The sequence below is a fragment of the Fodinibacter luteus genome (assembly GCF_039541575.1).
In the GTDB taxonomy this organism is placed as follows: domain Bacteria; phylum Actinomycetota; class Actinomycetes; order Actinomycetales; family Dermatophilaceae; genus Fodinibacter; species Fodinibacter luteus.
On record NZ_BAABGM010000002.1, the window covers coordinates 58,693 to 79,909 of the forward strand.

Below are 21,217 nucleotides of genomic sequence, written 5' to 3' on the forward strand. Positions count from 1 at the left end.
AGTCGACAGGCGAAGAACCGACAAGCGTGTCCGCCACATGACAGCGCTGTCTGACCTAGGGCAAGGAGGCCCCCGTGCTCGTCGTGACACCCAACACGTGCATCGACGTGACGACGTGGCTGCCCGTCCTCGTTCCCGGGTCGGTGAGCCGGGCGTCGCGCACGGAGGTCACGGCCGGCGGCAAGGGTGTCAACGTCTGCCGCACGCTGCGGGCCCTCGGCGTCACGCCCCGTCTCGTCGGCCTCGCCCCGGTGGCGGACCCGCGGCTCTCCGAGCTGCTCGCCGCCGAGGGGTGTGACTTCCTCCCCGTCCCCCACACCGGTGAGGCGCGGCTCGCCCTCATCCTCCTCGAGGACTCCGGGCGGGTCACCGTCGTCAACGGCCGCGGTCCCGAGCCCCACGAGTGGGACCACGACACCTTCCTCGGCACGATCGTCGGCGAGCTCGCGGCCACCGGCCCGGCCGCGGTCCTGTGCTCCGGCTCACTTCCTCCCGACGTGCCCGTCGACCTCTACGGCGAGGTCGTCGCCGCCGCGCACGCGGCCGGCATCCCGGCGTTCGTCGACGCCGCCCCCGCCGTGCTCGGCGCCTCCCTCGCCAGCGGGCCCGACCTCGTCAGCCCCAACGTCGGCGAGGTCGAGTCGCTCCTGCACGGTCGCACCGACGAGCACGTCGAGGAGCAGGGCGACGACCTTCCCGAGCGCTGCGTCGCCGCCTCGCGCGAGCTGCACGCCCGCGGCGCCCGCCGGGCCGTCGTCACGGCGGGGTCGCACGGCGCCGCGCTCACGACGGCCGGGGGCTCGTGGTGGGTCGACGCCGTGCACGTCGAGGTGGCGAACCCGATCGGCGCCGGCGACTCCTTCCTCGCGGGCACGGCGCACGCCCTGACCGGCGGCGCCGACGACGTCACGGCCGTCCGCCACGGCATGGCCGTCGCCGCCGCCGCGGTCCAGCACGAGCGCGGCGGCATGCTCCACGCCTCCCTCGTCGACGGGCTGCTCGCCCGGCTCCCCCAGGGGGTCCCCGCGTGAACGGGCCGACCATCTACGACGTGGCCCGCGAGTCGGGCTTCTCGATCAAGACCGTCTCGCGCGTCATCAACGGCGAGAGCGGGGTCCGGCCCGAGACCATCGACCGGGTCGAGCGCGCGATCAAGGCCCTCGACTACCACCCCAACCCCGCCGCCCAGCGCCTCGGCGGCGGAAAGCTGCCGACCATCGGGATCGTCGTCGACTCGATCGACGACCCGTTCTTCGGCGAGGTCATCGCCGTCGTCGAGCGGCGAGCCGTCGAGATGGGCATGGACGTCCTCGTCGCGTCGACCGGCATGGATGCCGTCCGCGCCCGCACGCAGGTCGAGCGCCTCGTGCGCCGCGGGGTCTCCGCCCTCATCGTCGCGCCCTTCGGGGACGACGCCGCCGCCCGCGCCGACCTGCCCGATGACGTCCCCGTCGTCGTCATCGACCGCAAGTGCGGCATCGAGGACAAGGACGTCGTGCGGGTCACCGACCACGAGGGGGCCGTCGAGGCGGTGCGCCACCTCGTCGCGCACGGGCACGAGCGCATCGCCTTCCTCGGCGAGACGGCCGAGTTCACGACCGTCCAGGACCGCCTGAGCGGCTACACCGACGCCCTCGTCGAGGCCGGTCTGGCGGTCGAGCCCGAGCTCGTGGAGACCCGGTGCTGGAGTGCCGATGTCGCCTACCCCCTCGCCCTCGCGATGCTCGCCCCGCCGGACGCCCCCACCGCCGTGTTCGCGTCGACGCCGCTCGTCGGGCTCGGGGTGCTGCGCGCGCTCAAGCGCCTCGACCGCCAGGACGTCGCGCTCGTCGTGTTCGGCGACTTCCCGCTCGCCGAGCTCATGACCCCGCCCACCACCGTCGTCGACCAGCGCCCGACACCCCTTGCGCACGCCGCGTTCGACCACCTCGCCCGCCGCCTCGACGACGCGCACGCGCCCGTCGTCGAGACCGTCCTGCCCACCCGCCTCATCCAGCGCGGCTCGGGTGAGCTGCCGCCCAGGGAGACCTCGTGAGACACCCCCTCGTCGTCGACCTCGGGTTCGACCTCGGCACGACCGTCACGAAGCTGACGGCCCTGGCCGAGGACGGCTCGAAGCTCGTCGACCTCTCCGTCGCCACGACGTGGCACGAGCTCGCCGACGGCCGGGCCGAGCGCGACCCGCAGGTCGTCGTCGACGCCGTCGAGGATCTCGTCGCCCGCGCCGCGACGACGATCGGCGCCGGCAACGGCGCGGGACGCCCGGTCACCATCCGCTCGATCGGGTTCACGTCCATGGCCGAGGCCGGGGTGCTCGTCGACGCCGACGGGCGGGCCCACTCCCCCGTCATCGCGTGGTTCGACCCTCGCGGGGCCGAGCAGGCCCGGGCGCTCCCGGCCGATCTCGCCCACGACTTCCCTGCGCGCACCGGCCTGCCCGTCAGCCACGTCGCCTCGCTGTTCAAGCTCGCCTGGCTGCGCGACCAGGGCCTCTCCCTGGCCGGGCTCCAGTGGCTCTCGCTGCCCGAGTTCGTCATCGACCGCCTCGGCGGGCGACGCGTCGCCGAGCTGTCGCTCATGGGCCGCACCGGCTTCTACGACATCCACGCCGACGGGCTGTACCGCCCGGCCCTGGACCACCTCGGCGTCGGCGAGGACTTCGTCCCCGAGCTCGTGGGTGCGGGGACCCCGGCCGGTCGGGTCCGTGCCGACCACCCGGTCGTCGCGGTGCGTGGCGCGGTGCTCACCGTCGCAGGCCACGACCACGCGGTCGCCGCGGCGGCCGCGAACTCGGCCGCGACGGCATCCGCGATGGACAGCTTCGGCACCGCCGAGGCCTTCCTCGTCGCCAGCGCCCACGTCCCGGACCCCGAGAGGGTGCGGACCCTGTCGGCACACGGCGTGTCCGTCTACCCGCACGTCGTGCGCGGGACGACCGGGCTGCTCGCGGGGATGCGCACCGGGCTCGTCCTCAAGCGCGTCCTGCGCCTCCTCGGCGCCGACGACGAGGAGGGCCGGGCCCGCGTCGACCGCGAGTCGCTCGCCTTTCGCGGCGACCGCAGCGGGGACGTCGGCGTCACCGGCTTCTCGATGTCGGACCACGACGTCACCGTGCACCTGCGCGGCGACTCGCCGACCCCGGGGAGGGTCTGGCGCGCCGCGCTCGACCACAGCACGGCGCACGCCGCCGATCTCCTCTCGCACCTCGGCACCGCCGGGGTCCCCATCGAGCGCCTCGTCCTCGCGGGCGGCTGGAGCCGGATGCCGTCGGTCCTCGACGCACGCCGCGCCCTCGCCCCCACGGTCGAGGTCGCCGCCATCCAGCAGCCGGGGCCTCGTGGTGCCGCGCTCTACGGGCGATGGGCCGCCACCCAGGGCGACCCCATCAGCAGCGACCTGCGGCCCCCAGCCGCGTACTTCACCTCGGTCGCGGAGACGGTCTCCGTCGACCACGCACCACCTCTGGCTAAGGAGGCCACCTCATGACGACGACCGGACTCGACGCGATCGCGACCCCGCAGGGCACGTTCGCGGTGCTCGCGATGGACCAGCGCGGCACGCTCAGGCGGATGCTTGCCGCGGTGGACCGCACGGACACCACGGACGCCGAGATCGTCGCGATGAAGCGCGACATGATCGCCTCGCTCGCGGGCAGCGCCTCGGCGTTCCTCATCGACCCGACCTTCGGCATCCCGGCCGCCGAGCAGGTGAGGGACGTCCCTTCGTACGGCCTGCTCCTCGCGGCCGAGCCGGGCACCCGCCCCACCCACGACGGTGAGCCCACCGTCACCCTCGACCCGGCGCAGGATGCCGCGTGGGTGCGGGACAGCGGTGCCCACGCCATGAAGTTCCTCGCCCAGGTCCGGGCCGACCGCCCGGTCGGCGCCGACGGTCGCGACCTCACCGCCGAGGCGCACGACGCGCTCAAGGTGCTCATCGAGGACTGCGCCGCCCAGGGCGTGCCCTCGGTCGTCGAGAACCTCATCTACCCGCTCAACGGCGAGGCCCCCCTCTCCCCCGAGGCCCGGGCCGACGCCATCATCGAGGCCGCGGTGCTCATCGACGGCCTCAAGCCCAGCCTGCTCAAGCTCGAGTACCCCGGCAGCCCCGAAGCCTGCCGCCGCCTCGCCGAGCGCCTCACCGTGCCGTGGGCCGTGCTGTCGGCGGGCGTGTCCTCCGACGAGTTCGCCCAGGTGCTGCGGGTCAGCTGCGACGAGGGCGGCGCGAGCGGCTTCATCGCCGGTCGGGCCATCTGGAAGGAGACCGTGGCCATGGACCACGCCGAGCGCGTCGCGTTCCTGTCGGAGACCGGCCGGCGTCGCATGGACGATTACACCTCGATCATCGACGGGCGTGCCCGTCCGTACCGCGAGGCGATCGCATGAGCGCCCTGCTGGAGGCCCGTGGGCTGTCCCGCCGCTTCGGCCGGGTGCAGGCTCTCGACCACGCCGACTTCGACGTCGACGCGGGCGAGGTCGTCGCCCTCATCGGCGACAACGGTGCCGGGAAGTCGACTCTCGTCAAGGCCCTCACCGGCAACCTCGACATCGACGAGGGCGAGGTCCTCTTCGAGGGTCAGCGGGTGCAGTTCACGAGCCCGCACGAGGCGTCGGCCGTGGGGATCGAGGTCGTCCACCAGGATCTCGCCCTCGCCCCGCACCTCGACTCGGCCCAGAACATGTTCCTCGGTCGGGAGCTGATGCGGCCCGGCATCCTCGGGAAGCTCGGCTTCATGGACAACACGACGATGCGCAGCCAGGCCGCCCAGGCCTTCACCGAGCTGGGCTCGGCGGTTCGCTCGGTCGTCGTGCCGGTCGGCGCGATGTCCGGTGGGCAGAAGCAGTCGGTCGCCATCGCCCGCTCGGTCTCCTGGGCCAACAAGGTGCTCTTCCTCGACGAGCCCACGGCGGCGCTCGGCGTCGTCCAGACGCATAACGTCCTCGAGATGATCAAGAAGGTCCGCGACCGTGGCCTCGCCGTCGTGCTCATCTCGCACTCCATGCCACACGTCATGGAGGTCGCCGACCGGGTGCAGGTCCTTCGCCTCGGCAGGCGCGTCGCCACCTACCGAGCGGCCGACACCTCGGTCGAGGAGCTCGTCGGCGCCATGACCGGCGCCCTGGACAAGAAGGAGGGGGCGGCATGACCACCACGACGACCCCGGCGCAGGTGATCGAGACCACGGCGAGCCACGGCAGCCTCGCCGAGAGGGTCAAGGGCCTGCAGTCCGTGTGGATCCTCGGCGTGCTCGTCGTCATCGTCGCCGTGTTCGGCGTCCTGTCACCGACGACGTTCCTCACCGCCGGGAACATGACGAACATCATGCAGAACGTCTCCATCTGGGCGGTGCTCGCCGTCGGCATGACGTTCGTCATCATCACCTCCGGCATCGACCTGTCGGTCGGCTCCGTCCTCGTCGTCTCGTCCGTCGTGGCGGCGAAGACGATGGAAGCCCTGGGCGGGCAGGGCTGGGGCACCGCCCTCATCGGCCTCGTGCTCTCCGTCGTCGTCGGCCTGGCCTGGGGCATCCTCAACGGGTTCCTCGTCGCCCGGGCCAAGGTCCCGCCGCTCATCGTCACCCTCGGCACGCTGTCGGTGGCCCTGGGCATCGCGCAGATCATCACCGGTGGGCTCGACATCCGTTCGGCGCCGGACGTGCTCGTCGACACCATCGGGTACGGCCGCCTCGCCGGCATCCCGGCGATCAGCCTCATCGCGCTGGCCGTCGTCGTCATCGGCGGAATAGTCCTCCACAAGACGCGGTTCGGCCGCTACACCTACGCGATCGGCTCCAACGAGATCTCGGCGCGGCGGGTCGGCATCAGCGTCGACCGCAAGCTCGTCCAGATCTACGCCCTGTCCGGCCTGCTCGCCGGGTTCGCCGGCATCCTGTCGCTCGCGCAGTTCGGCACGACGACGATCGCCGGGCAGTCACTGACCAACCTCAACGTCATCGCCGCGGTCGTCATCGGCGGCACGTCGATCTTCGGTGGCCAGGGCTCGATGTTCGGCTCGATGGTCGGCCTGTTCATCCCCGCCGTCCTCCAGTCCGGCTTCGTCATCATCGGCGTCTCCCCGTACTGGCAGACCGTGGCGGTCGGGGCGATCCTCATCGCCGCCGTGTACGTCGACCAGCACCGACGCGCGGCCGCCAGCCGCGGCAAGGGCGTCAGCACCTGACCCCTGCCGTCCCGCCCGGGCCGGCCACCCCGGCCCGGGCAGGCATCCCGAGCACGAGCACCAGCAGCACCGCAGCACCAGCAGCACCGCAGCACCGCAGCACCGCACCACCACACCTCACCACACCCGCAGGAAGGCAACACCATGAGGAACACCATCAAGCTCACCGCGATCACGGCCGGCGCAGCGCTGGCCCTGGCCGCGTGCAGCACCGGAGCCCCCTCCGCCGAGGACACCACCGCCGCGGCCGGCGGCAGCGACAACAAGAACATCGCGTTCGTCCAGGGCGTCGCCGGTGACGAGTTCTACATCACCATGGAGTGCGGCATCAAGGAGAAGGCCGCCGAGCTCGGCTACACCGTCACCACCCAGGGCCCGCAGAAGTTCGACCCGACCCTGCAGAAGCCGATCGTCGACTCGGTGACGGCCTCCAAGCCCGCGGCGATGCTCATCGCCCCGACCGACGTCGAGGCCATGCAGGCCCCGCTCGAGCAGGCCGCCGCGGCCGGCATCAAGGTGGTCCTCGTCGACACCACCGTCAACGACCCGTCCTTCGCGGTCTCGCAGATCAGCTCGGACAACGTCGGCGGCGGCGCCGCGGCCTTCGACGCCATCAAGGCGGCCAAGCCCGCGGGCGGCAAGGTGCTCGTCATCTCCACCGACCCCGGCATCTCGACGGTCGACGCCCGCGTCAAGGGCTTCGAGGATGCCGTCAAGGCCGACTCCGCGTACACCTACCTCGGCGTCCAGTACAGCCACAACGACCCGGCCACGGCGGCCAACCTCGTGTCGGCCGCGCTGCAGAAGGACCCCGACATCGTCGGCATCTTCGCGACCAACCTGTTCTCGGCCGAGGGCTCCGCCACCGGTGTGCGCCAGGCTGGCGGCAAGGACATCACGATCGTCGGCTTCGACGCCGGGCCCAACCAGATCAAGGCCCTCGAGGACGGCACCGTCCAGGCGCTCGTCGCCCAGCAGCCGGCGACGATCGGCTCCGACGGCGTCGAGCAGGCGGATGCCTCCCTCACCGGCGGCACCGTGACGCCCACCATCCAGACCGGGTTCACCATCATCACGAAGGACAACCTGTCCGGCGAGGGCGGCGACGCGGCCTACAAGTCGTCCTGCTGACCCTCCCCCAGACGGCGGGGCCGTCGCGCGCTCGACGCCGCGGCGGCCCCGCTCCCACGCCCGGGCCCGGCGAGTCGCACCGCCGGACAGGCGCACCGCCGGACAGGCAGTCGAGCCCGCGGGTTCGTCGTCCTCACCCCGATCCACGCTCGGGCCGGCGACCCACGGGAAGCACTGCCTGTTCGGCGGCGCACTCCTTCCGGGTTCGGCAGCCGACAGCCGGGTCGGCGACGGTCAGCGGGCGACGACGTCGACGAGGGCGGCGTGTCCCGCGGCGTCGACGCGCACGACCGCGACGGCCGAGCCGCCCCGCACGGCATCCTCGAGCGCCGCGGCCTCGTCCTGGGGCAGGAACCAGCTCTCGATGCCGCACTCGAGGCGCCAGCTCGAGTCGTCACAGCGCAGGAACACGCCGTCCGACGGGGCGGTGCGGCGCACCTCGCCGCCGACCCACACGTCCCCCTGCCGGGTGAGCGGGACGTAGGCCGTGCCGCGCTCGTCGTCGACGGCCTGCTCCTCCTCGACGCCCGGGACCTCGCCCTGGAGCGGCTGGCCGGGCAGGTCCGGGTATCCGAGGTCGACGTAGGCGCCCCGGAACGGGTCGTAGGGGTCGACGGGCTGGACCCGCAGCACGACCTCCTCGCCGGTGATCCGGGCGGACAGCGGAGCCCAGACCGCGACACCGACGAGGGCCAGCTGGGCGAGGACGACGGCCCCGACCCGGACCGCGCGGGCGGTGCTCATGACAGCGCCTCCTTCGCCTCGCTGACGAGCCGGCGTCGGCCACGGTCGGCGAGGACGCCGGTGCCGAGGAGCACGATGCCGACGATGAGGAACAGGGCAGCCCCCGAGACGACCGGGGCGAAGACCGCGAACGCCTGGACCGTGACGAACACGACGAGCGCCGCGGTGGCGAGCCAGGTGAGGCGGCCGGTGTCGCGCATACCGCCGAGCACGGCGTACCCGCTCGCCACGAGCAGGTACGCGACGACCGAGAGCACGGCCCGCGCCCACGCGCCGGGCGGCAGGTCGGAGGTGTCGAGCAGGCTCTCGTCGAAGCGCCACAGCGACAGGCCGACCGTGAGCACGAGGGACAGTGCCGCGAGACCGACCTCGAAGCGGTCGAGCCGGTCGCCGCGCACGGCGGCGCCGATCGCAAGGAGCACGGCGACGCCGAGGCCGACCCACAGAGCGACGCCGCCCTCGGCATCACCCCAGGCGTAGGGCAGGGCCGCGACGAACAGCGCCACGAGGGCCAGGGCGGCCCCGATCTCGCGCCACGGGGCGGCGAACTCGCGCCAGCCGAGCACGCCGTGCCCGACCCCGATGGACACGCCGGCGAGCGCCGCGGCGGCCAGGGCGGTCGAGACGGCGAACGCGCCCTCGGCCGCGCTCAGCACCTCCCAGACGAACCAGAACGCGATGAGGCCGATGCCGAGGACGAGCGGGGCGACCCCCCGCACGGTGTACGCCCACAGGATCGCGCCGAGGCCCCAGACCCCGACGAGGAGCGGCTCGTAGGCGGGCACCTGCAGGCTCTGGGCCGCCTGGAAGACGACGGCACCGAACGCACCCGCGGCGAGGAGCCGGACGGCCCCGACGACCGGGGAGGCCACGTCCCCCGAGCGGGCGCGCCGGGCGGCGAGCAGCTCGGACGCGACGACAAGGCCGATCCACACGGTCACCATGAGCAGGAAGCGCACGAGCGGCGACATCTGCTGGAGGTTGGACGCGACGAGCCAGATGAGCCCCAGCCCGACGAAGCAGGCGCCGAGGGTCAGCACGATCCGCGAGAGCGTGAAGCGCCGGCTCGCAACGTAGCGGCCGCGGATCGCCGTGGCGGTGTCAGTGTCGACGAGGCCCTCGGCCTGCCAGTGCCGCAGCTCGCCCTCGAGCCAGTGCAGCTGGCCGGGGCTGGCCGCGTGGACCGCGGGGTCGCGGTGCGCCGGGGCGGCGGGGGGGTCGGTGGGCGGCGCAGTCATCGCGGGCTCCTCGGAGGTCGGGCCGTCGCCCGGAAAGGGGGCGACTCCATCGTCCTCCCGGGGCGGGGCGCGCAGCCATGAGCACGGCTACTCACCCGCGTGTCCCGAAGCGCCGGGCGCTCGCGAAGCCGGGATGGGTACACCCCGGTCCCACGGTGGACTCCCTCGGTGGAACTCCCCCGCCCCTCCGATGGGTCACACCTCGTTGAACTCCTCGGGGTTGGGCCCGGTGCGGAAGCCCCGGTCGAGGGTGGCAAGGTCCGCGAGGTCCTCGGGCGTCAGGGTGAGGTCGGCCGCGGCGAGGTTCTCGACGATGCGCGACGGGGTCACCGACTTCGGCAGCACGACGAGGCCGAGGGCGAGGTGCCAGGCGATGACGACCTGGGCCGGGGTGGTGCCGTGGACCTGCGCGATACGGCCGACGACGGGGTCGTCGAGCACCTTCTTGCCGGACGCGAGCGGGCTCCACGACTCGGTGACGATGCCGCGCTGCGCGTGGAAGGCCCGCAGCGGTGCCTGCTGGAGGTAGGGGTGCAGCTCGATCTGGTTGATGCTCGGCCACTCCCCGGTCTCGTCGCGCAGCCGCTGGAGGTGCTCCGCGTGGAAGTTGCAGACCCCGACGGCCCGCACCCGGCCCTCGTCGCGCAGCTCGCGCAGCGCCTCCCAGGTCTCGACGTAGCGGCCCTGCCGCGGCACCGGCCAGTGCACGAGGTAGAGGTCGAGGACGTCGAGGCCGAGGCGCCCCATCGACGCGTCGAACGCGGCGAGGGTGGCGTCGCGGCCGTGGTCGTCGTTCCACACCTTCGTCGTGACGAAGACCTCCTCGCGGGGGACGTCGCTCGCCGCGAGGGCCCGCCCGACGCCGGCCTCGTTGCCGTAGATGCGGGCGGTGTCGATGTGGCGGTAGCCGGCCTCGAGGGCGGCGGTGACGGCCGGTCCGACCTCGTCGTCGGGCACCTGCCAGACGCCGAAGCCGATCGTCGGGATCTCCACCGGTCCGGTGGGCGTGGTCAGCGAGGTCGTGGTCACGTGGGGCATGCACCCACCGTATTGCGCTCGCCGCGCCGCAACCTCGCCCGGGTGCCCGGCAACCTCACGCCGGTGCGTCGCAGCGTCGCCCGGGCGCGCGCCCACGTCGCGAGCGCGCGCCCCAGCAGCCTGGCCAGCGCACTCGCGGCCCGCCGGCGGACGGCCGCCTGGGCGAGCAGGACGCTGCCGAGGGTCAGCGCCATCGCCGCCAGGGCCACGCCGCCGAAGGGCTCGGCCAGCAGGGCGACCCCGAGCACGGTGCCGACGACGGGGTTGACGAGGCCGACGACGGCGACGGCACCGGCATCCATCCGGGTGAGGCCACGGAACCACAGCACGTACCCGAGCGCCGAGCCCACGAGGCCGAGGTAGGCCAGTGCGGCGAGCGCCGAGGCGTCGAGGGCGGGGGGTGCGCCCTCGACGGCCGCCGCGACCGGCACGAGCAGGATGCCGCCCGCGACGAGCTGCCACGACGTCGTCACGAGGACGTCGTCGCGCGGCGACCAGCGCTTGACGAGGACGAAGCCGGTCGACGACGCGACGACCGCGCCCACGACGGCGACCACGCCCCACGGGTCGACCCCACCCGACCGGTCGCCCTGCCAGACGAGCACGACGACCCCCGCGACGCCCGCCACCGCCGCGAGGAGGGTCACCCGGGCCTGGCGCTCCCCCAGGACGAGGAACGCCACGGCCATGACGACGAGGGGCGAGATCGCGGTCAGGGTCGAGCCGAGGCCGCTCGGCAGGCGGTACGCCCCGACGTACAGCAGGGCGAAGAAGAGACCGTGGTTGAGCCCCCCGAGCACGAACGAGCGCCCCCACCACCGCCCCCGCGGCAGCCGCCGGACCCAGAGGAGCAGCAGGATGCCGGCCGGCAGCACCCGGGCGGCCGCGGCGAAGAACGGCCGGTCCGCGGGCAGCCACAGCTGGGTCACCGCGTACGTCGAGCCCCACACGACGGGGGGCACGGCGGTGAGCGCGACGGTCGCCAGCCCCGGTGGCCGCGATCGGGTCCCGGACAGTTCATCTTCCATGGAAGAGACTTTACCTTCCATGGAAGATAAAGTCCATTCCATGGACCACGTCGCCATCATCGCCGAGCAGTGGCGTGCCGAGCGCCCCGACCTCGACACCTCTCCCGTGCTCGTCATCGGCCGGATCCACCGCATCGCGGCCGCCCTGACCCCCGAGCTGGTCGCCGTCTACGCCCGGCACGGCCTCGGGGAGGGCGAGTTCGACGTGCTGGCGACGCTGCGCCGCCAGGGCCCCCCGTACGCCCTCACTCCCGGGGAGCTCGGCGAACGCACCATGGTCACCTCGGGAGCGGTCACCAAGCGGGTCGACCGGCTCCTGGCCCACGGACTCGTCGAGCGGCGAGCCAGCCCGTCGGACGGTCGCTCGCGCACCGTCGTCCTCACCCCCGCCGGTCGACGGGTCATCGACGCCGCCATGGTGGACCACGTCGCCAACGAGGCCCGCCTGCTCGCCGGGCTCGACGCCGACGAGCGCGCCACCCTCGCCGACCTGCTCGCGCGGCTCGCGACGTCGCTCGGCGCCTGACCGGACCGCTCGTCGACTCCGTCACACCGGAGCACGCACCGGCCCCGGCCGCAGGGCTGGGGCACCCGGCATACCGATAGAGTCCGAGCCATGGCCATCAGCAAAGTCCTCATCGCCAACCGGGGTGAGATCGCGGTCCGCATCGCCCGTGCCTGCACGGACCACGGCATCGGGTCCGTCGCCGTCTACGCCGAGCCCGACCGCGACGCCCTCCACGTCAAGGTCGCCGACGAGGCGTACGCCCTGGGCGGGTCGACGCCGGCCGACTCCTACCTGCTCCAGGACAAGCTGATCGAGGTCGCCCACCAGGCCGGTGCCGACGCCGTCCACCCCGGGTACGGCTTCCTCGCGGAGAACGCCGGCTTCGCGCAGAAGGTCATCGATGCCGGGCTCGTGTGGATCGGGCCGGGGCCCGAGGCCATCGACTCCCTCGGCGACAAGGTCAAGGCCCGCCACATCGCGCTCGCCGCGAAGGCGCCCCTCGTCCCGGGCACGCCCGACCCGGTGAGCGGCCCCGACGAGGTCGTCGCGTTCGCCCGGGAGCACGGCCTCCCGGTCGCCATCAAGGCGGCCTACGGCGGCGGCGGGCGCGGGCTCAAGGTCGCCCGCACCCTCGAGGAGATCCCCGAGCTGTACGAGTCGGCGGTGCGCGAGGCGGTCACCGCGTTCGGGCGCGGCGAGTGCTTCGTCGAGCGCTTCCTCGACCACCCGCGCCACGTCGAGACCCAGTGCCTCGCCGACCAGCACGGCAACGTCGTCGTCGTGTCGACCCGAGACTGCTCGCTGCAGCGGCGCAACCAGAAGCTCGTCGAGGAGGCCCCCGCGCCGTTCGTCACCGACGAGCAGCACACCGAGCTGCTGCGGGCGTCGAAGGAGATCCTGCGCCGAGCGGGCTACGTCGGCGCCGGCACCTGCGAGTTCCTCGTCGGTCCCGCAGGCGACATCTCCTTCCTCGAGGTCAACACCCGCCTGCAGGTCGAGCACCCCGTCTCCGAGGAGGTCACCGGCATCGACCTCGTCCGCGAGCAGTTCCGCATCGCCGACGGCGAGGCGCTCGACTACCCCGACCCCGAGCCGCACGCGCACTCCATCGAGTTCCGGATCAACGGCGAGGATGCCGGTCGCGGCTTCCTCCCCGCGCCCGGCACCGTCACGACGATGCGCGTCCCGCACGGCCCCGGGGTGCGCTGGGACTCCGGCCTCCTCGAGGGCGACACCGTCGCCGGGGCGTTCGACTCGATGATCGCCAAGCTCGTCGTCACCGGACGCGACCGCCAGGAGGCCCTGCAGCGGGCCCGCCGTGCCCTCGACGAGCTCGTCATCGAGGGCATGCCCACCGTCACCCCCTTCCACCGGGCCGTCGTCGCCGACCCCGCGTTCGCGCCGGCCGACCCCGGCGAGAAGTTCTCCATCCACACCCGCTGGATCGAGACCGAGTTCGACAACACCATCGAGCCGTACTCCGGCGGGTCGGCGGACGCCCCGGAGGCCGAGGAGCGCCAGACCGTCGTCGTCGAGGTCGGCGGCAAGCGGCTCGAGGTCTCGCTGCCCGGCGGGCTCTCGCTCGGCGCAGGCGCCGGGGGTGCCGGCGGTGCCGGGGCCCGCAAGAAGGCCCCACGCCGCAGCGGCGGCGCGAAGGCGGGCGCCGCGGCATCCGGTGACTCCCTCACCGCACCCATGCAGGGCACGATCGTCAAGATCGCCGTCGAGGAGGGCGCCACGGTGGCCGCGGGCGACCTCGTCGTCGTCCTCGAGGCGATGAAGATGGAGCAGCCCATCACGGCGCACAAGGCCGGCACCGTGACGGGCCTGACCGCCGAGGTCGGCGCGACCGTGTCCAACGGCGCCGTGCTCTGCGACATCAAGGACGCCTGACCGTCGAGGTCGGCGCGACCGTGTCGAACGGCGCCGTGCTCTGCGACATCAAGGACGCCTGGCTGCGCCTTGTCGGACGGCGTGGCCGGCGCCCTGTCGGGACGGCCCGACCGGCGCCCTGACGACCGGGCCGCCCCCTACTGGGGGTCGACCTCGCGCGGCTGGGTGCCGGCGAACAGCGCCGTGAGGTCGAGCGACGGCACGTGCCGGCGGCTGGCGAGCGATACGTACGTGCGCGCCAGGACGTCCTTGCCGAAGCCGAGCACGGTGCTCAGCAGGCCGGTGGCCTCCGCCAGGTCCTCGGGCGGCTCGTTCGCCACGACGTGGCGCCACATCGTCTCCTCGAGCGCGTTGAACGCCGCCTGGACCTCTCCGATGTCGAAGCCCTGGTTGAAGCGCTCCTCGGCGATCCGGCGCGAGAAGACGCTCACCCGGGCGAGGTCGCGGTCGCGGATCGCGGAGACGACGAGCGTGAAGAGGTCCTCGAGCCGCTGGCGGGTGAACTCCTCCCCCGCGGCCTCGTAGTGGTGGATGTGCGAGCGCTCGAGGGCGGCGAAGCTGTCCTCGAGGATGCTCGACTGGGACTCCAGCAGCAGCGCTGCAAGATCCATGGGGATGCACCTCCGGTCTCGGTGCTCCCCATCCTTCCACCCGGGCACGACGCGCAGGACGCGACCCCGCTCATTGCGTCGCATCCCGGTGCCGGATGCCGGCAGGATGCCGCGCGGCTGCCGGCAGGATGCCGCGCAGGTGCCGGGCGGACACCGCGCGGGTGCCGGTCGGATGCCGCGCGGGTGCCGGTCGGATGCCGCGCGGATGCTGCCCGCCCCGACACGCAGCGCGCCCGGCAGGCCGACCCGTCCAGGGCCGACCCGCCGGGCGCGGGACGAGTCAGGCGCTCGGTGGCGGGGGTGGCGGCGTCACGCCGCCCCGGGGGGTCGACGAGATGCCGAGGCCGGACCGCACGGCCTGGCCCCCCTTGCCGACGTGGCCGGCGTACTTCGGGCCGACCTTGCTGCTCACCGCGGACTCGACCTTCGCGATGGTCGAGGACACGGAGTCGGGGTTCTTGCGTGCGTAGTCACGGGCCTGCTTCGCGAGACCGGCGAGGGCGGCGAGCTTGATGGCGCCACGGGCCATGGGGTCCTCCTGGGGTCGACGGTACGGTCTGACCGGAAGAACTCGTCGCGGGGTCGTGGTGTTCCCAGGGATGGAGGTCGGTGGGCCAGCGCCTTGACGCCCCGGTCAGCGCCTGTGGCACCTCAACGCCCGTGGCACCTCAGCGCCCGTGGCGCCTCAGCGCCCGCGGCGCCTCAGCGCCCGGTCGATCGCCGCCTCGAGCCCCTCGGGCTCGCGCCCGAGCTCGGCGACGACGGCACTGCGCACCGCCGCCCGCAGGGCCTCGGTCGCTGGTGGGCCAGCAGCCGGGGCCGGCGGCCCACCCGGTGTGCGGCGAGCGGCACCCTCCCGCTCGATGCGGACACCCAGGTCCTCGGCGCGCTGGGCGGCCTCGTCGGTGACGACGTCACGCCCGCTGACGACGATGGGCGTGCCGGAGCGGGCCGCGTCCTCGACGTGGTGCCGGGTGACGAACCGCCGACGCCCCGCGCCGCCCCCCGGGCCCCGGGGCTCAGTCGCGGCCATCGATGGCCTCCAGTGCCGCGACGGCCGCGTTGCGCGCGGCGAGGATGTCGGCCTCGGTGCCGGCCATCCAGAGCCGACCGTAGACACCGACCGAGGTGACGTGCATGAGGTTGACCGCGGCGGCCTTCTCGGCCTCGTTGGCCGCGAGGTTGATGTAGGCCGCCGGCGTGCACTCGAGCACGAGCATCGTCTGGCCGGCCACGAGCATCATGCCGCGGGTGAACCGGTTGAGCAGCTGGGACTGGTAGGGGCTGACGTTGGTGATGACCTGCATCGAGGCGATCTGGGGCTGCTTGCGCGCGGTGACGTCGAGGTCGAGCTCGCGCAGGACGGCCTCACCGGCCTGCAGCACCTCGGCCTGGGACTCCGAGTGCAGCTCGAACATGCCGAACTGGCGCTCGACGATCTGCGCGCCCGGTCGGGCCATCGTGGACTTCACGGCGACGTCGACGACGCGGAAGACGTGGTTGCCGGGCGCCATCTCGACGTACAGGGCGGCCATGCCCTCGACCGGCAGGTCGCCCTGGGTCACCGTCCCCACGAAGGAGGCGTACTGCGGCTGCATCCGGTCGAGGTAGCAGTAGGCGCGGAGCTCGAACTCATCGGCCATGGGAACACTTCTCCTTCTCGGGGTCTGTCAGGCCCGGGGTGACACGTCCTCGCCGGCCCCTCATCCGTGGGCCGATCGGTGGCCCACCTCGAGGGCGGGGGCGCTGCGCGCGATGCCGAGCGGGGTGACGAAGAGCGGAGCCACCGGCACCACGGCATCCAGGCCGGTGGTCTCGGACACCACCTCGGCGAAGCCCGGGAACGCCGCGCTCCCGCCCACGAGGTGCACCTTCGGCGTCGGCCAGCCGCGGGTGTGCGCCGACACGATCGACGCGACCTTCTCCATCACCGGGCGGATGAGGGGGAACAGCCGCGGCTGTTCGGCGGGGTCCTTCTTGAGCCGTTCCGCCTCCTCGACGGGGACGCCGAGCGCGCCGGCGATGACGAGGGTGAGGTGCGTGCCGCCGGTGGGCTCGTCGGCCGTGTGGACGACCACGCCGTCCTGCACGACCGCGACGCCCGTCGTGCCTCCGCCGATGTCGACCACGACACCGTCGGCCAGGCGGAGCACGGCGTTCGCCGCGCTCGGCTCGTCCACCAGCCCGGTGCACTCCATCCCCGCGGACTCGATGACGTGGCGCACCGCCCGGACCGAGCCGCTCGCGACGCCGGGCGGGAAGGCGCCGTGCGCTCCGGCAACGGCCACGCCGAGGCGCTCCTCGACCTGCTGCTTCAGCCGGCGCACCACGTCGACGGCACCCACGTAGTCGGTGACGACGCCGTCGCGCACCACGCCGGCCGTCTCGTGGGCCGCGGCGAGCGGACGGTCATCGGCGTCCAGCGCCACGAGCACGACGTATGCCGTCCCGAGGTCCACGCCACCCTTCACCAGGACCGGCGGCACGTCGAGGGGGGTGGACACCATCGCCGCGTCGAGCGCGGACATGGTGTCGTGCAGGGTGGCTCCTCCCATCACGAGCTCCAGTCGGCCGGGTAGGTGACGTAGAGGAACTTCGCCCAGGACGGGGTGCCGAACGTGATCGACGACCCCTTGGGCACGGCGATGACGTCGCCGGGGCGGCCGACGACCTGCTGGGCCGCCGTGGTGATGTGCAGCTCTCCCTCGAGGACGTACTCCACCTCGTCGTAGTCCAGCGTCCACGGGAACGACCCCGCCCGCAGGCTCATGAGCCCGGCCGCGATGGGCAGCCCGTGGTCCGCGGTCACGACGTCGAGCAGGCGCACGTCCATCTCCGGCCGGTGCACGTCCACCGGGAACGGCTCGAGCGGTAGCACGTTCGCCCCGGCCACGTGCCGCACGGAGGGCGGCCCGCCGGCCGGCATCCGGTCGACGGCGTCCTGCGTCGGGGCGCGCACGGTGATCCGTACCCCCCGCTCGGCCGCCACGTCCCGGGCGAGCGGTGTCACGAGGTCTCCGGGCGCGACGGCGAGCTCGGTGCCGCCCGTGCGGGCGAGACCGAGCACGTCGTCGGCCGTGTGGACCCGGCGGCTCACGGCAGCGCCCTAGCGCTCCTCGTGGTCCCGCGGCTCACTTGGCCTGGGTCTGCGACGCTCCCGGGTTCTGTGCGGGCAGGATGAACTCGACGTCGCTGTGCGGGCGCGGGATGACGTGGACGCTGACCAGGTCACCGACGCGCTGGGCGGCGGCGGCACCGGCGTCCGTTGCGGCCTTGACCGCGCCGACGTCGCCACGCACCATGACGGTCACGTAGCCACCGCCGATCTGCTCCTTGCCGATCAGGGTCACGTTCGCCGCCTTCACCATGGCGTCGGCGGCCTCGATCGAGCCGACGAGCCCACGGGTCTCGATCATGCCGAGGGCGATCATCTGGGGGTTTGTCACTGGAGTGTCCTCTCACTGTGGTGCTGCCGGAGTGCTGCGGAGTCGGGGTGCTGTGGGTGCGTTCCCGCCACGGGTGGCGGCTGGGCCCTCGCCGGCGGCGCCGGCCCTCGGATGCCGCGGCCGCCGGTCATGGGCCACCTCCGAGCTGGCTGAGAACACGCCGCACGATGCGGTCGACCTGGTCGGTGCCCGGTGGGGACGGGTCGGGCACCCCCGGCACCCGGGGACGCGGGGCCGCCCCGGCGGCTCGGGACCCGTCGTGCCGCGGGGCCCCCCGGACGTCCGGAGCGTGCTCGTACGCCGCCGCGGGTGGTTCGTGGAGGGCGAAGGCGAGCCGCTTGACGTTGAGCAGGTGGGTCACGGTGATGTTGTCGCTCACCACGGCACCGCCGATGCCGCCGGGGGCGAGGGTCATCGCGGGCATCACGCCCGTCGTGGCGCCGATCGCACCCAGGGTGCCCCAGGTGTTCACGAGGATCCGGAAGGCCGGCTTCTCGAGGCCGAAGGCCATGACGACGTCGTCGTCGGTCGCGTGGATCACGAGCGAGTGCCCGTCCCCGCCGAAGCGGAGCAGCTCGATCGAGCGCTCGCAGCCCGCCCGCCAGCCGTCGGCGACGTACCAGCCCAGAACGGTCGTGAGCTTCTCGGCGCTCAGCGGCTCCTCGCGCCCGACGCTGCCCAGCTCGGCCACGAGGATGCGCGCGTGGGCGGGGACGTCGATGCCCGCCAGGGCCGCCAGGGCCTGCGGTGTCCGTCCCACCGCCCCGGGGTTCATCCCGCCGCCGGGGGTGAAGACGGTCCGCTCGAGGGCCGCCTTCTGGGTCGGCGTGACGAAGTGGGCCCCGAGCCGCTCCATCTCGGCCCGGAGCTGCGCGGCGACCGGCGCGTCGACGACGACGGACTGCTCGGTCGCGCAGATCGTGGAGCAGTCGAAGGACTTGCTGTTGACGATCGCGGTGGCCGCGGCGAGCACGTCGGCGCTGCGGTCCACGTACACGGGGACGTTGCCGGGACCCACGCCGAGGGCCGGCTTGCCCATGCTGTGCGCGGCCCGCACCATCGGGGTACCCCCGGTGGCCAGGATCATCGAGGTGGCGTAGTGGCGCATCAGCTCCTGCGACCCGGGGAGGCTGACCTCCTGCATGCACCCGACGAGGCCCCGCGGCATCCCGGCCCGCTCGCCCGCCTCGATCATGAGCCGCACCGCCTCGTAGGTGCAGGCCTTGGCCGAGGGGTGCGGGGCGATGATGCAGGCGTTGCGGGCCTTGACCGAGATGAGCACCTTGTAGACGGCCGTCGAGTTCGGGTTGGTCGAGGGGCACAGGCCCACGACCACGCCCACCGGCCAGCCGATCTCGACGACCCCCCTGGCGTCGTCCCGGCGCAGCACGCCGACCGTCGGGATGTCGCGGATCGACTCCCACACCGTCCGGGACGCGAACTCCACCTTGATCCGCTTGTGGGCCGGCACGCCGTAGCCGGTCTCGTCGGTGGCGAGCTGCCCGAGCCGCGCCGCGTCGCGGTACACGGCGTCGGCCATCGCGGCACAGATCCGGTCCACCTCGGCCTGCGAGGCGTGGGCGAACTCGCGCTGGGCCGCGCGCGCGGCCACCGCGAGACGGCGGGCCTCCTGGACCGACCGCAGGTCGCTGTCGAGCTCGTCGTACGACATCACACCTCCCGCGGCTGCGCCGCAACCTCGAGGACCGCGTCGCGGAACGCGGCGCACGCCGCCACGACGGCGCTCTGGGACCCGACGAGGAAGCCGCCGGAGAAGTTGGTCTCGGACGGCGGTGGGAACCAGACCCTGATCTCCACGTCGGCCGCCTTGAGGGCGGCGTCGAGGGCATAGGTCGCCTCCAGCGGCGGGGCGATGAGGTAGGCCATCGGCGTCCCCTCGGGGATGTCGGCCTCCTTGCTGAGGTAGCGGCCGGTGCGGGAGATCGGGTGGGCGAAGAAGCCCAGCTCGCCGGCCTCGTCCGCGGCGTGGAACCACGCCTCCTGCTCGGCGTAGTCGACGCACGCCGCCAGGCCGGCCCGTGCCTCGGCCGGTGACGGGGCCGCCAGGATGCCGATGACCTCCCCGGACAGCGGGCCGGACGCGTGGGCGGAGCCGGCGTAGAAGCTGTGCGCGTAGACGACCTCCACGTCGGCCATCTTGGTCGCCTCGTCGAGGGAGACGTACAGGCTGTCGTCGATGTCGCAGGTGACGAGGGCCAGGCTGCGCTGGTCGTCCCTCAGCTCGAGCCGGGCCGCGAACGCCCGGTCGACGTTGGGGATGAGCCGCGTGGCGAGGATCGTGGGCTTGATCGGGTCGAGGACGGCCATCACCGGCTCCCGCTCTCGAGGAGCCGCAGCTCGACCCCGCTGGCCTGGTGCTTCATGACGTTCTTGACGTGCTCCACGACGAACGCGCCAGCCTCCAACGGGTTCGTGCCCCCGTTCTCGGTGATCATGCAGATGACGTCCCGGTGCGCGTCGGTCTTGCCTGCGGTGGGCCGCCAGCCCGAGTAGACGCTCATGGCGTCCGCGACGCCGAGCCCCGGCCGTTCCCCGATGAGCAGGAGCACGACGTCGGCCCGGACGATGTCGTTGACGTCGTTCATGACGCCCACCCGGCAGTACCGCACGAAGAACGGTGTCCCGAGGGTGAGCCCGGCGTCGCGCAGGCCCTGCTCGAGGACGGGGTAGATCTGCGGCAGGTTGTTGGTGACCGCGGCCGCGGAGAGCCCGTCGCCGACGACGATCTGCACCTGCGGCTGCGTCGCGCACTTCTCCCGGACGAGCTGCTTGGCCTCGTCGCCGAGCTCCCGGCCGAGGTCCGGACGCAGGAGGAACTCGTCCTGGGTGGTGACCCTCGTCTGCACGGTGAAGAGGCCGAACTGGTCGAGCAACGAGGTGGGCACGTCGCCGAAGATCGCGTCCTGGGTCACCGCATGGTCCGCGCCGAAGAGCAGCACGCTCCGGGTGGGCGGACGGGGGCCGGCACGGCCGACGGCGAGGCGCGCCGACGTCGAGGCGGCGAGGTTCTCCAGGCCGCTCGGGTTCGCGGGGTCCCGGACGCCGATCCGGTGACGCTCCTGCGCGACGGTCGGGTCGGGGACCTCGATGCTGACGTCGGCCCCGCCCGGGCTCGGTCGTGGGGCCCGCGGCTCGGGCGGAGCCGGTGACGCCGGGGAAGGGACGGTCGGGGCAGGGGCCGCCTGGGCAGGGGCCTTCGGAGCGGGGGCCGCCTGCGCAGGGGCCTTCGGAGCGGGGGCCGCCTGGGCCGGGGTCGTCGGAGCGGTGGCCCTCGGAGCGGGGGCCACGGCGTCGCCGGCCTCGCCGGCCAGCTCGGCGAGGACCTCCGTGACGATGCTGCGGAGCTCCTCGGTCGACATCGCGCTCATCCGGTGTTCCC

At 73.4% G+C, this 21,217-nt stretch carries 23 protein-coding genes; 9 read left to right on the top strand and 14 right to left on the bottom strand.

What is annotated here, in order from left to right:
- The first annotated feature begins 74 nt into the window (after positions 1 to 74).
- From ABD899_RS02115 to ABD899_RS02145, 7 genes are all read left to right on the top strand, one after another.
- Positions 75 to 1,031 (top strand): 1-phosphofructokinase family hexose kinase, encoded by a 957-nt coding sequence (locus ABD899_RS02115; protein ID WP_345201768.1) that lies wholly within the window; start codon positions 75 to 77, stop codon positions 1,029 to 1,031.
- Complete coding sequence (locus ABD899_RS02120) at positions 1,028 to 2,035, top strand: LacI family DNA-binding transcriptional regulator (protein ID WP_345201771.1); 1,008 nt, start codon at positions 1,028 to 1,030, stop codon at positions 2,033 to 2,035. The genes ABD899_RS02115 and ABD899_RS02120 overlap by 4 nt, the downstream gene beginning before the upstream one ends.
- Entirely contained in the window at positions 2,032 to 3,486 is a 1,455-nt protein-coding gene (locus tag ABD899_RS02125; protein WP_345201772.1) for an FGGY-family carbohydrate kinase, read from the top strand. The genes ABD899_RS02120 and ABD899_RS02125 overlap by 4 nt, the downstream gene beginning before the upstream one ends.
- Entirely contained in the window at positions 3,483 to 4,385 is a 903-nt protein-coding gene (locus ABD899_RS02130) for a hypothetical protein (RefSeq protein WP_345201774.1), read from the top strand. The genes ABD899_RS02125 and ABD899_RS02130 overlap by 4 nt, the downstream gene beginning before the upstream one ends.
- Positions 4,382 to 5,146, top strand: a complete 765-nt coding sequence (locus ABD899_RS02135; protein ID WP_345201775.1) for an ATP-binding cassette domain-containing protein — start codon at positions 4,382 to 4,384, stop codon at positions 5,144 to 5,146. The genes ABD899_RS02130 and ABD899_RS02135 overlap by 4 nt, the downstream gene beginning before the upstream one ends.
- A complete protein-coding gene (locus ABD899_RS02140) occupies positions 5,143 to 6,180 on the top strand; it encodes an ABC transporter permease (protein ID WP_345201778.1) in 1,038 nt (345 codons plus the stop codon). Before ABD899_RS02135 ends, ABD899_RS02140 begins: the two co-directional genes overlap by 4 nt.
- Positions 6,181 to 6,324: 144 nt before the next feature.
- A complete protein-coding gene (locus ABD899_RS02145; protein WP_345201779.1) occupies positions 6,325 to 7,311 on the top strand; it encodes an ABC transporter substrate-binding protein in 987 nt (328 codons plus the stop codon).
- A 234-nt stretch (positions 7,312 to 7,545) separates the two neighbouring features.
- Here the strand turns inward: ABD899_RS02145 and ABD899_RS02150 are convergent, their stop codons facing one another.
- The 4 genes from ABD899_RS02150 to ABD899_RS02165 all read right to left on the bottom strand — a co-directional run bounded on the left by ABD899_RS02150 (position 7,546) and on the right by ABD899_RS02165 (position 11,359).
- Entirely contained in the window at positions 7,546 to 8,055 is a 510-nt protein-coding gene (locus tag ABD899_RS02150) for a GDYXXLXY domain-containing protein (protein ID WP_345201781.1), read from the bottom strand.
- The gene (locus ABD899_RS02155; protein ID WP_345201782.1) at positions 8,052 to 9,293 is read right to left on the bottom strand and encodes a DUF2157 domain-containing protein; all 1,242 of its coding nucleotides are present in this window, start codon (positions 9,291 to 9,293) and stop codon (positions 8,052 to 8,054) included. The genes ABD899_RS02150 and ABD899_RS02155 overlap by 4 nt, the downstream gene beginning before the upstream one ends.
- 195 nt (positions 9,294 to 9,488) lie before the next feature.
- A complete protein-coding gene (locus tag ABD899_RS02160; protein ID WP_345201785.1) occupies positions 9,489 to 10,331 on the bottom strand; it encodes an aldo/keto reductase in 843 nt (280 codons plus the stop codon).
- Complete coding sequence (locus tag ABD899_RS02165) at positions 10,319 to 11,359, bottom strand: DMT family transporter (protein ID WP_345201786.1); 1,041 nt, start codon at positions 11,357 to 11,359, stop codon at positions 10,319 to 10,321. The genes ABD899_RS02160 and ABD899_RS02165 overlap by 13 nt, the downstream gene beginning before the upstream one ends.
- 40 nt (positions 11,360 to 11,399) lie before the next feature.
- On the opposite strand from ABD899_RS02165, the gene ABD899_RS02170 reads away from it, so the two are divergent.
- Both ABD899_RS02170 and ABD899_RS02175 read left to right on the top strand, forming a co-directional pair.
- Positions 11,400 to 11,885 carry a MarR family winged helix-turn-helix transcriptional regulator gene (locus tag ABD899_RS02170; protein ID WP_345201787.1) on the top strand — a complete coding sequence of 162 codons (486 nt, stop codon included), beginning with the start codon at positions 11,400 to 11,402 and terminating at the stop codon, positions 11,883 to 11,885.
- Positions 11,886 to 11,975: 90 nt separating this feature from the next.
- Positions 11,976 to 13,760 (top strand): acetyl/propionyl/methylcrotonyl-CoA carboxylase subunit alpha, encoded by a 1,785-nt coding sequence (locus ABD899_RS02175; RefSeq protein WP_345201789.1) that lies wholly within the window; start codon positions 11,976 to 11,978, stop codon positions 13,758 to 13,760.
- Positions 13,761 to 13,897: 137 nt separating this feature from the next.
- On the opposite strand, the gene ABD899_RS02180 is transcribed toward ABD899_RS02175, so the two are convergent.
- From ABD899_RS02180 to eutC, 10 genes are all read right to left on the bottom strand, one after another.
- On the bottom strand, positions 13,898 to 14,371 hold the full coding sequence (locus ABD899_RS02180) for an RsbRD N-terminal domain-containing protein (protein WP_345201790.1): 474 nt from the start codon (positions 14,369 to 14,371) through the stop codon (positions 13,898 to 13,900).
- Positions 14,372 to 14,651: 280 nt separating this feature from the next.
- Entirely contained in the window at positions 14,652 to 14,900 is a 249-nt protein-coding gene (locus tag ABD899_RS02185) for an antitoxin (RefSeq protein WP_345201793.1), read from the bottom strand.
- 156 nt (positions 14,901 to 15,056) lie between these two features.
- Complete coding sequence (locus ABD899_RS02190) at positions 15,057 to 15,404, bottom strand: hypothetical protein (RefSeq protein WP_345201794.1); 348 nt, start codon at positions 15,402 to 15,404, stop codon at positions 15,057 to 15,059.
- A complete protein-coding gene (locus ABD899_RS02195; RefSeq protein ID WP_345201796.1) occupies positions 15,391 to 16,014 on the bottom strand; it encodes a hypothetical protein in 624 nt (207 codons plus the stop codon). Before ABD899_RS02195 ends, ABD899_RS02190 begins: the two co-directional genes overlap by 14 nt.
- 60 nt (positions 16,015 to 16,074) lie before the next feature.
- Positions 16,075 to 16,926 (bottom strand): ethanolamine utilization protein EutJ, encoded by an 852-nt coding sequence (eutJ, locus tag ABD899_RS02200; protein WP_345201797.1) that lies wholly within the window; start codon positions 16,924 to 16,926, stop codon positions 16,075 to 16,077.
- Positions 16,926 to 17,468 carry a cupin domain-containing protein gene (locus ABD899_RS02205; RefSeq protein ID WP_345201799.1) on the bottom strand — a complete coding sequence of 181 codons (543 nt, stop codon included), beginning with the start codon at positions 17,466 to 17,468 and terminating at the stop codon, positions 16,926 to 16,928. The genes eutJ and ABD899_RS02205 overlap by 1 nt, the downstream gene beginning before the upstream one ends.
- A 34-nt stretch (positions 17,469 to 17,502) precedes the next feature.
- Positions 17,503 to 17,802: an ethanolamine utilization microcompartment protein EutM gene (gene eutM, locus ABD899_RS02210; RefSeq protein ID WP_345201929.1), complete on the bottom strand. Its 300-nt coding sequence runs from the start codon at positions 17,800 to 17,802 to the stop codon at positions 17,503 to 17,505.
- 142 nt (positions 17,803 to 17,944) lie between these two features.
- Positions 17,945 to 19,489, bottom strand: a complete 1,545-nt coding sequence (locus tag ABD899_RS02215) for an aldehyde dehydrogenase family protein (RefSeq protein ID WP_345201800.1) — start codon at positions 19,487 to 19,489, stop codon at positions 17,945 to 17,947.
- Positions 19,489 to 20,145: an ethanolamine utilization microcompartment protein EutL gene (gene eutL, locus ABD899_RS02220; RefSeq protein WP_345201802.1), complete on the bottom strand. Its 657-nt coding sequence runs from the start codon at positions 20,143 to 20,145 to the stop codon at positions 19,489 to 19,491. The genes ABD899_RS02215 and eutL overlap by 1 nt, the downstream gene beginning before the upstream one ends.
- Positions 20,145 to 21,206: an ethanolamine ammonia-lyase subunit EutC gene (eutC, locus tag ABD899_RS02225; RefSeq protein WP_345201804.1), complete on the bottom strand. Its 1,062-nt coding sequence runs from the start codon at positions 21,204 to 21,206 to the stop codon at positions 20,145 to 20,147. Before eutC ends, eutL begins: the two co-directional genes overlap by 1 nt.
- Between the last annotated feature and the right edge of the window lie 11 nt (positions 21,207 to 21,217).

What these genes read in the sequence shown, in the direction of transcription:
- ABD899_RS02130 (WP_345201774.1), top strand. Translation starts at nt 3,483, where the DNA reads ATGACGACGACCGGACTCGACGCGATCGCGACCCCGCAGGGCACGTTC.
- ABD899_RS02135 (WP_345201775.1), top strand. Translation starts at nt 4,382, where the DNA reads ATGAGCGCCCTGCTGGAGGCCCGTGGGCTGTCCCGCCGCTTCGGCCGG.
- ABD899_RS02140 (WP_345201778.1), top strand. Translation starts at nt 5,143, where the DNA reads ATGACCACCACGACGACCCCGGCGCAGGTGATCGAGACCACGGCGAGC.
- ABD899_RS02145 (WP_345201779.1), top strand. Translation starts at nt 6,325, where the DNA reads ATGAGGAACACCATCAAGCTCACCGCGATCACGGCCGGCGCAGCGCTG.
- ABD899_RS02150 (WP_345201781.1), bottom strand. Translation starts at nt 8,055, where the DNA reads ATGAGCACCGCCCGCGCGGTCCGGGTCGGGGCCGTCGTCCTCGCCCAG.
- ABD899_RS02155 (WP_345201782.1), bottom strand. Translation starts at nt 9,293, where the DNA reads ATGACTGCGCCGCCCACCGACCCCCCCGCCGCCCCGGCGCACCGCGAC.
- ABD899_RS02160 (WP_345201785.1), bottom strand. Translation starts at nt 10,331, where the DNA reads ATGCCCCACGTGACCACGACCTCGCTGACCACGCCCACCGGACCGGTG.
- ABD899_RS02165 (WP_345201786.1), bottom strand. Translation starts at nt 11,359, where the DNA reads ATGGAAGATGAACTGTCCGGGACCCGATCGCGGCCACCGGGGCTGGCG.
- ABD899_RS02170 (WP_345201787.1), top strand. Translation starts at nt 11,400, where the DNA reads ATGGACCACGTCGCCATCATCGCCGAGCAGTGGCGTGCCGAGCGCCCC.
- ABD899_RS02175 (WP_345201789.1), top strand. Translation starts at nt 11,976, where the DNA reads ATGGCCATCAGCAAAGTCCTCATCGCCAACCGGGGTGAGATCGCGGTC.
- ABD899_RS02180 (WP_345201790.1), bottom strand. Translation starts at nt 14,371, where the DNA reads ATGGATCTTGCAGCGCTGCTGCTGGAGTCCCAGTCGAGCATCCTCGAG.
- ABD899_RS02185 (WP_345201793.1), bottom strand. Translation starts at nt 14,900, where the DNA reads ATGGCCCGTGGCGCCATCAAGCTCGCCGCCCTCGCCGGTCTCGCGAAG.
- ABD899_RS02190 (WP_345201794.1), bottom strand. Translation starts at nt 15,404, where the DNA reads ATGGCCGCGACTGAGCCCCGGGGCCCGGGGGGCGGCGCGGGGCGTCGG.
- ABD899_RS02195 (WP_345201796.1), bottom strand. Translation starts at nt 16,014, where the DNA reads ATGGCCGATGAGTTCGAGCTCCGCGCCTACTGCTACCTCGACCGGATG.
- eutJ (WP_345201797.1), bottom strand. Translation starts at nt 16,926, where the DNA reads ATGGGAGGAGCCACCCTGCACGACACCATGTCCGCGCTCGACGCGGCG.
- eutM (WP_345201929.1), bottom strand. Translation starts at nt 17,802, where the DNA reads ATGATCGCCCTCGGCATGATCGAGACCCGTGGGCTCGTCGGCTCGATC.
- ABD899_RS02215 (WP_345201800.1), bottom strand. Translation starts at nt 19,489, where the DNA reads ATGTCGTACGACGAGCTCGACAGCGACCTGCGGTCGGTCCAGGAGGCC.
- eutL (WP_345201802.1), bottom strand. Translation starts at nt 20,145, where the DNA reads ATGGCCGTCCTCGACCCGATCAAGCCCACGATCCTCGCCACGCGGCTC.
- eutC (WP_345201804.1), bottom strand. Translation starts at nt 21,206, where the DNA reads ATGAGCGCGATGTCGACCGAGGAGCTCCGCAGCATCGTCACGGAGGTC.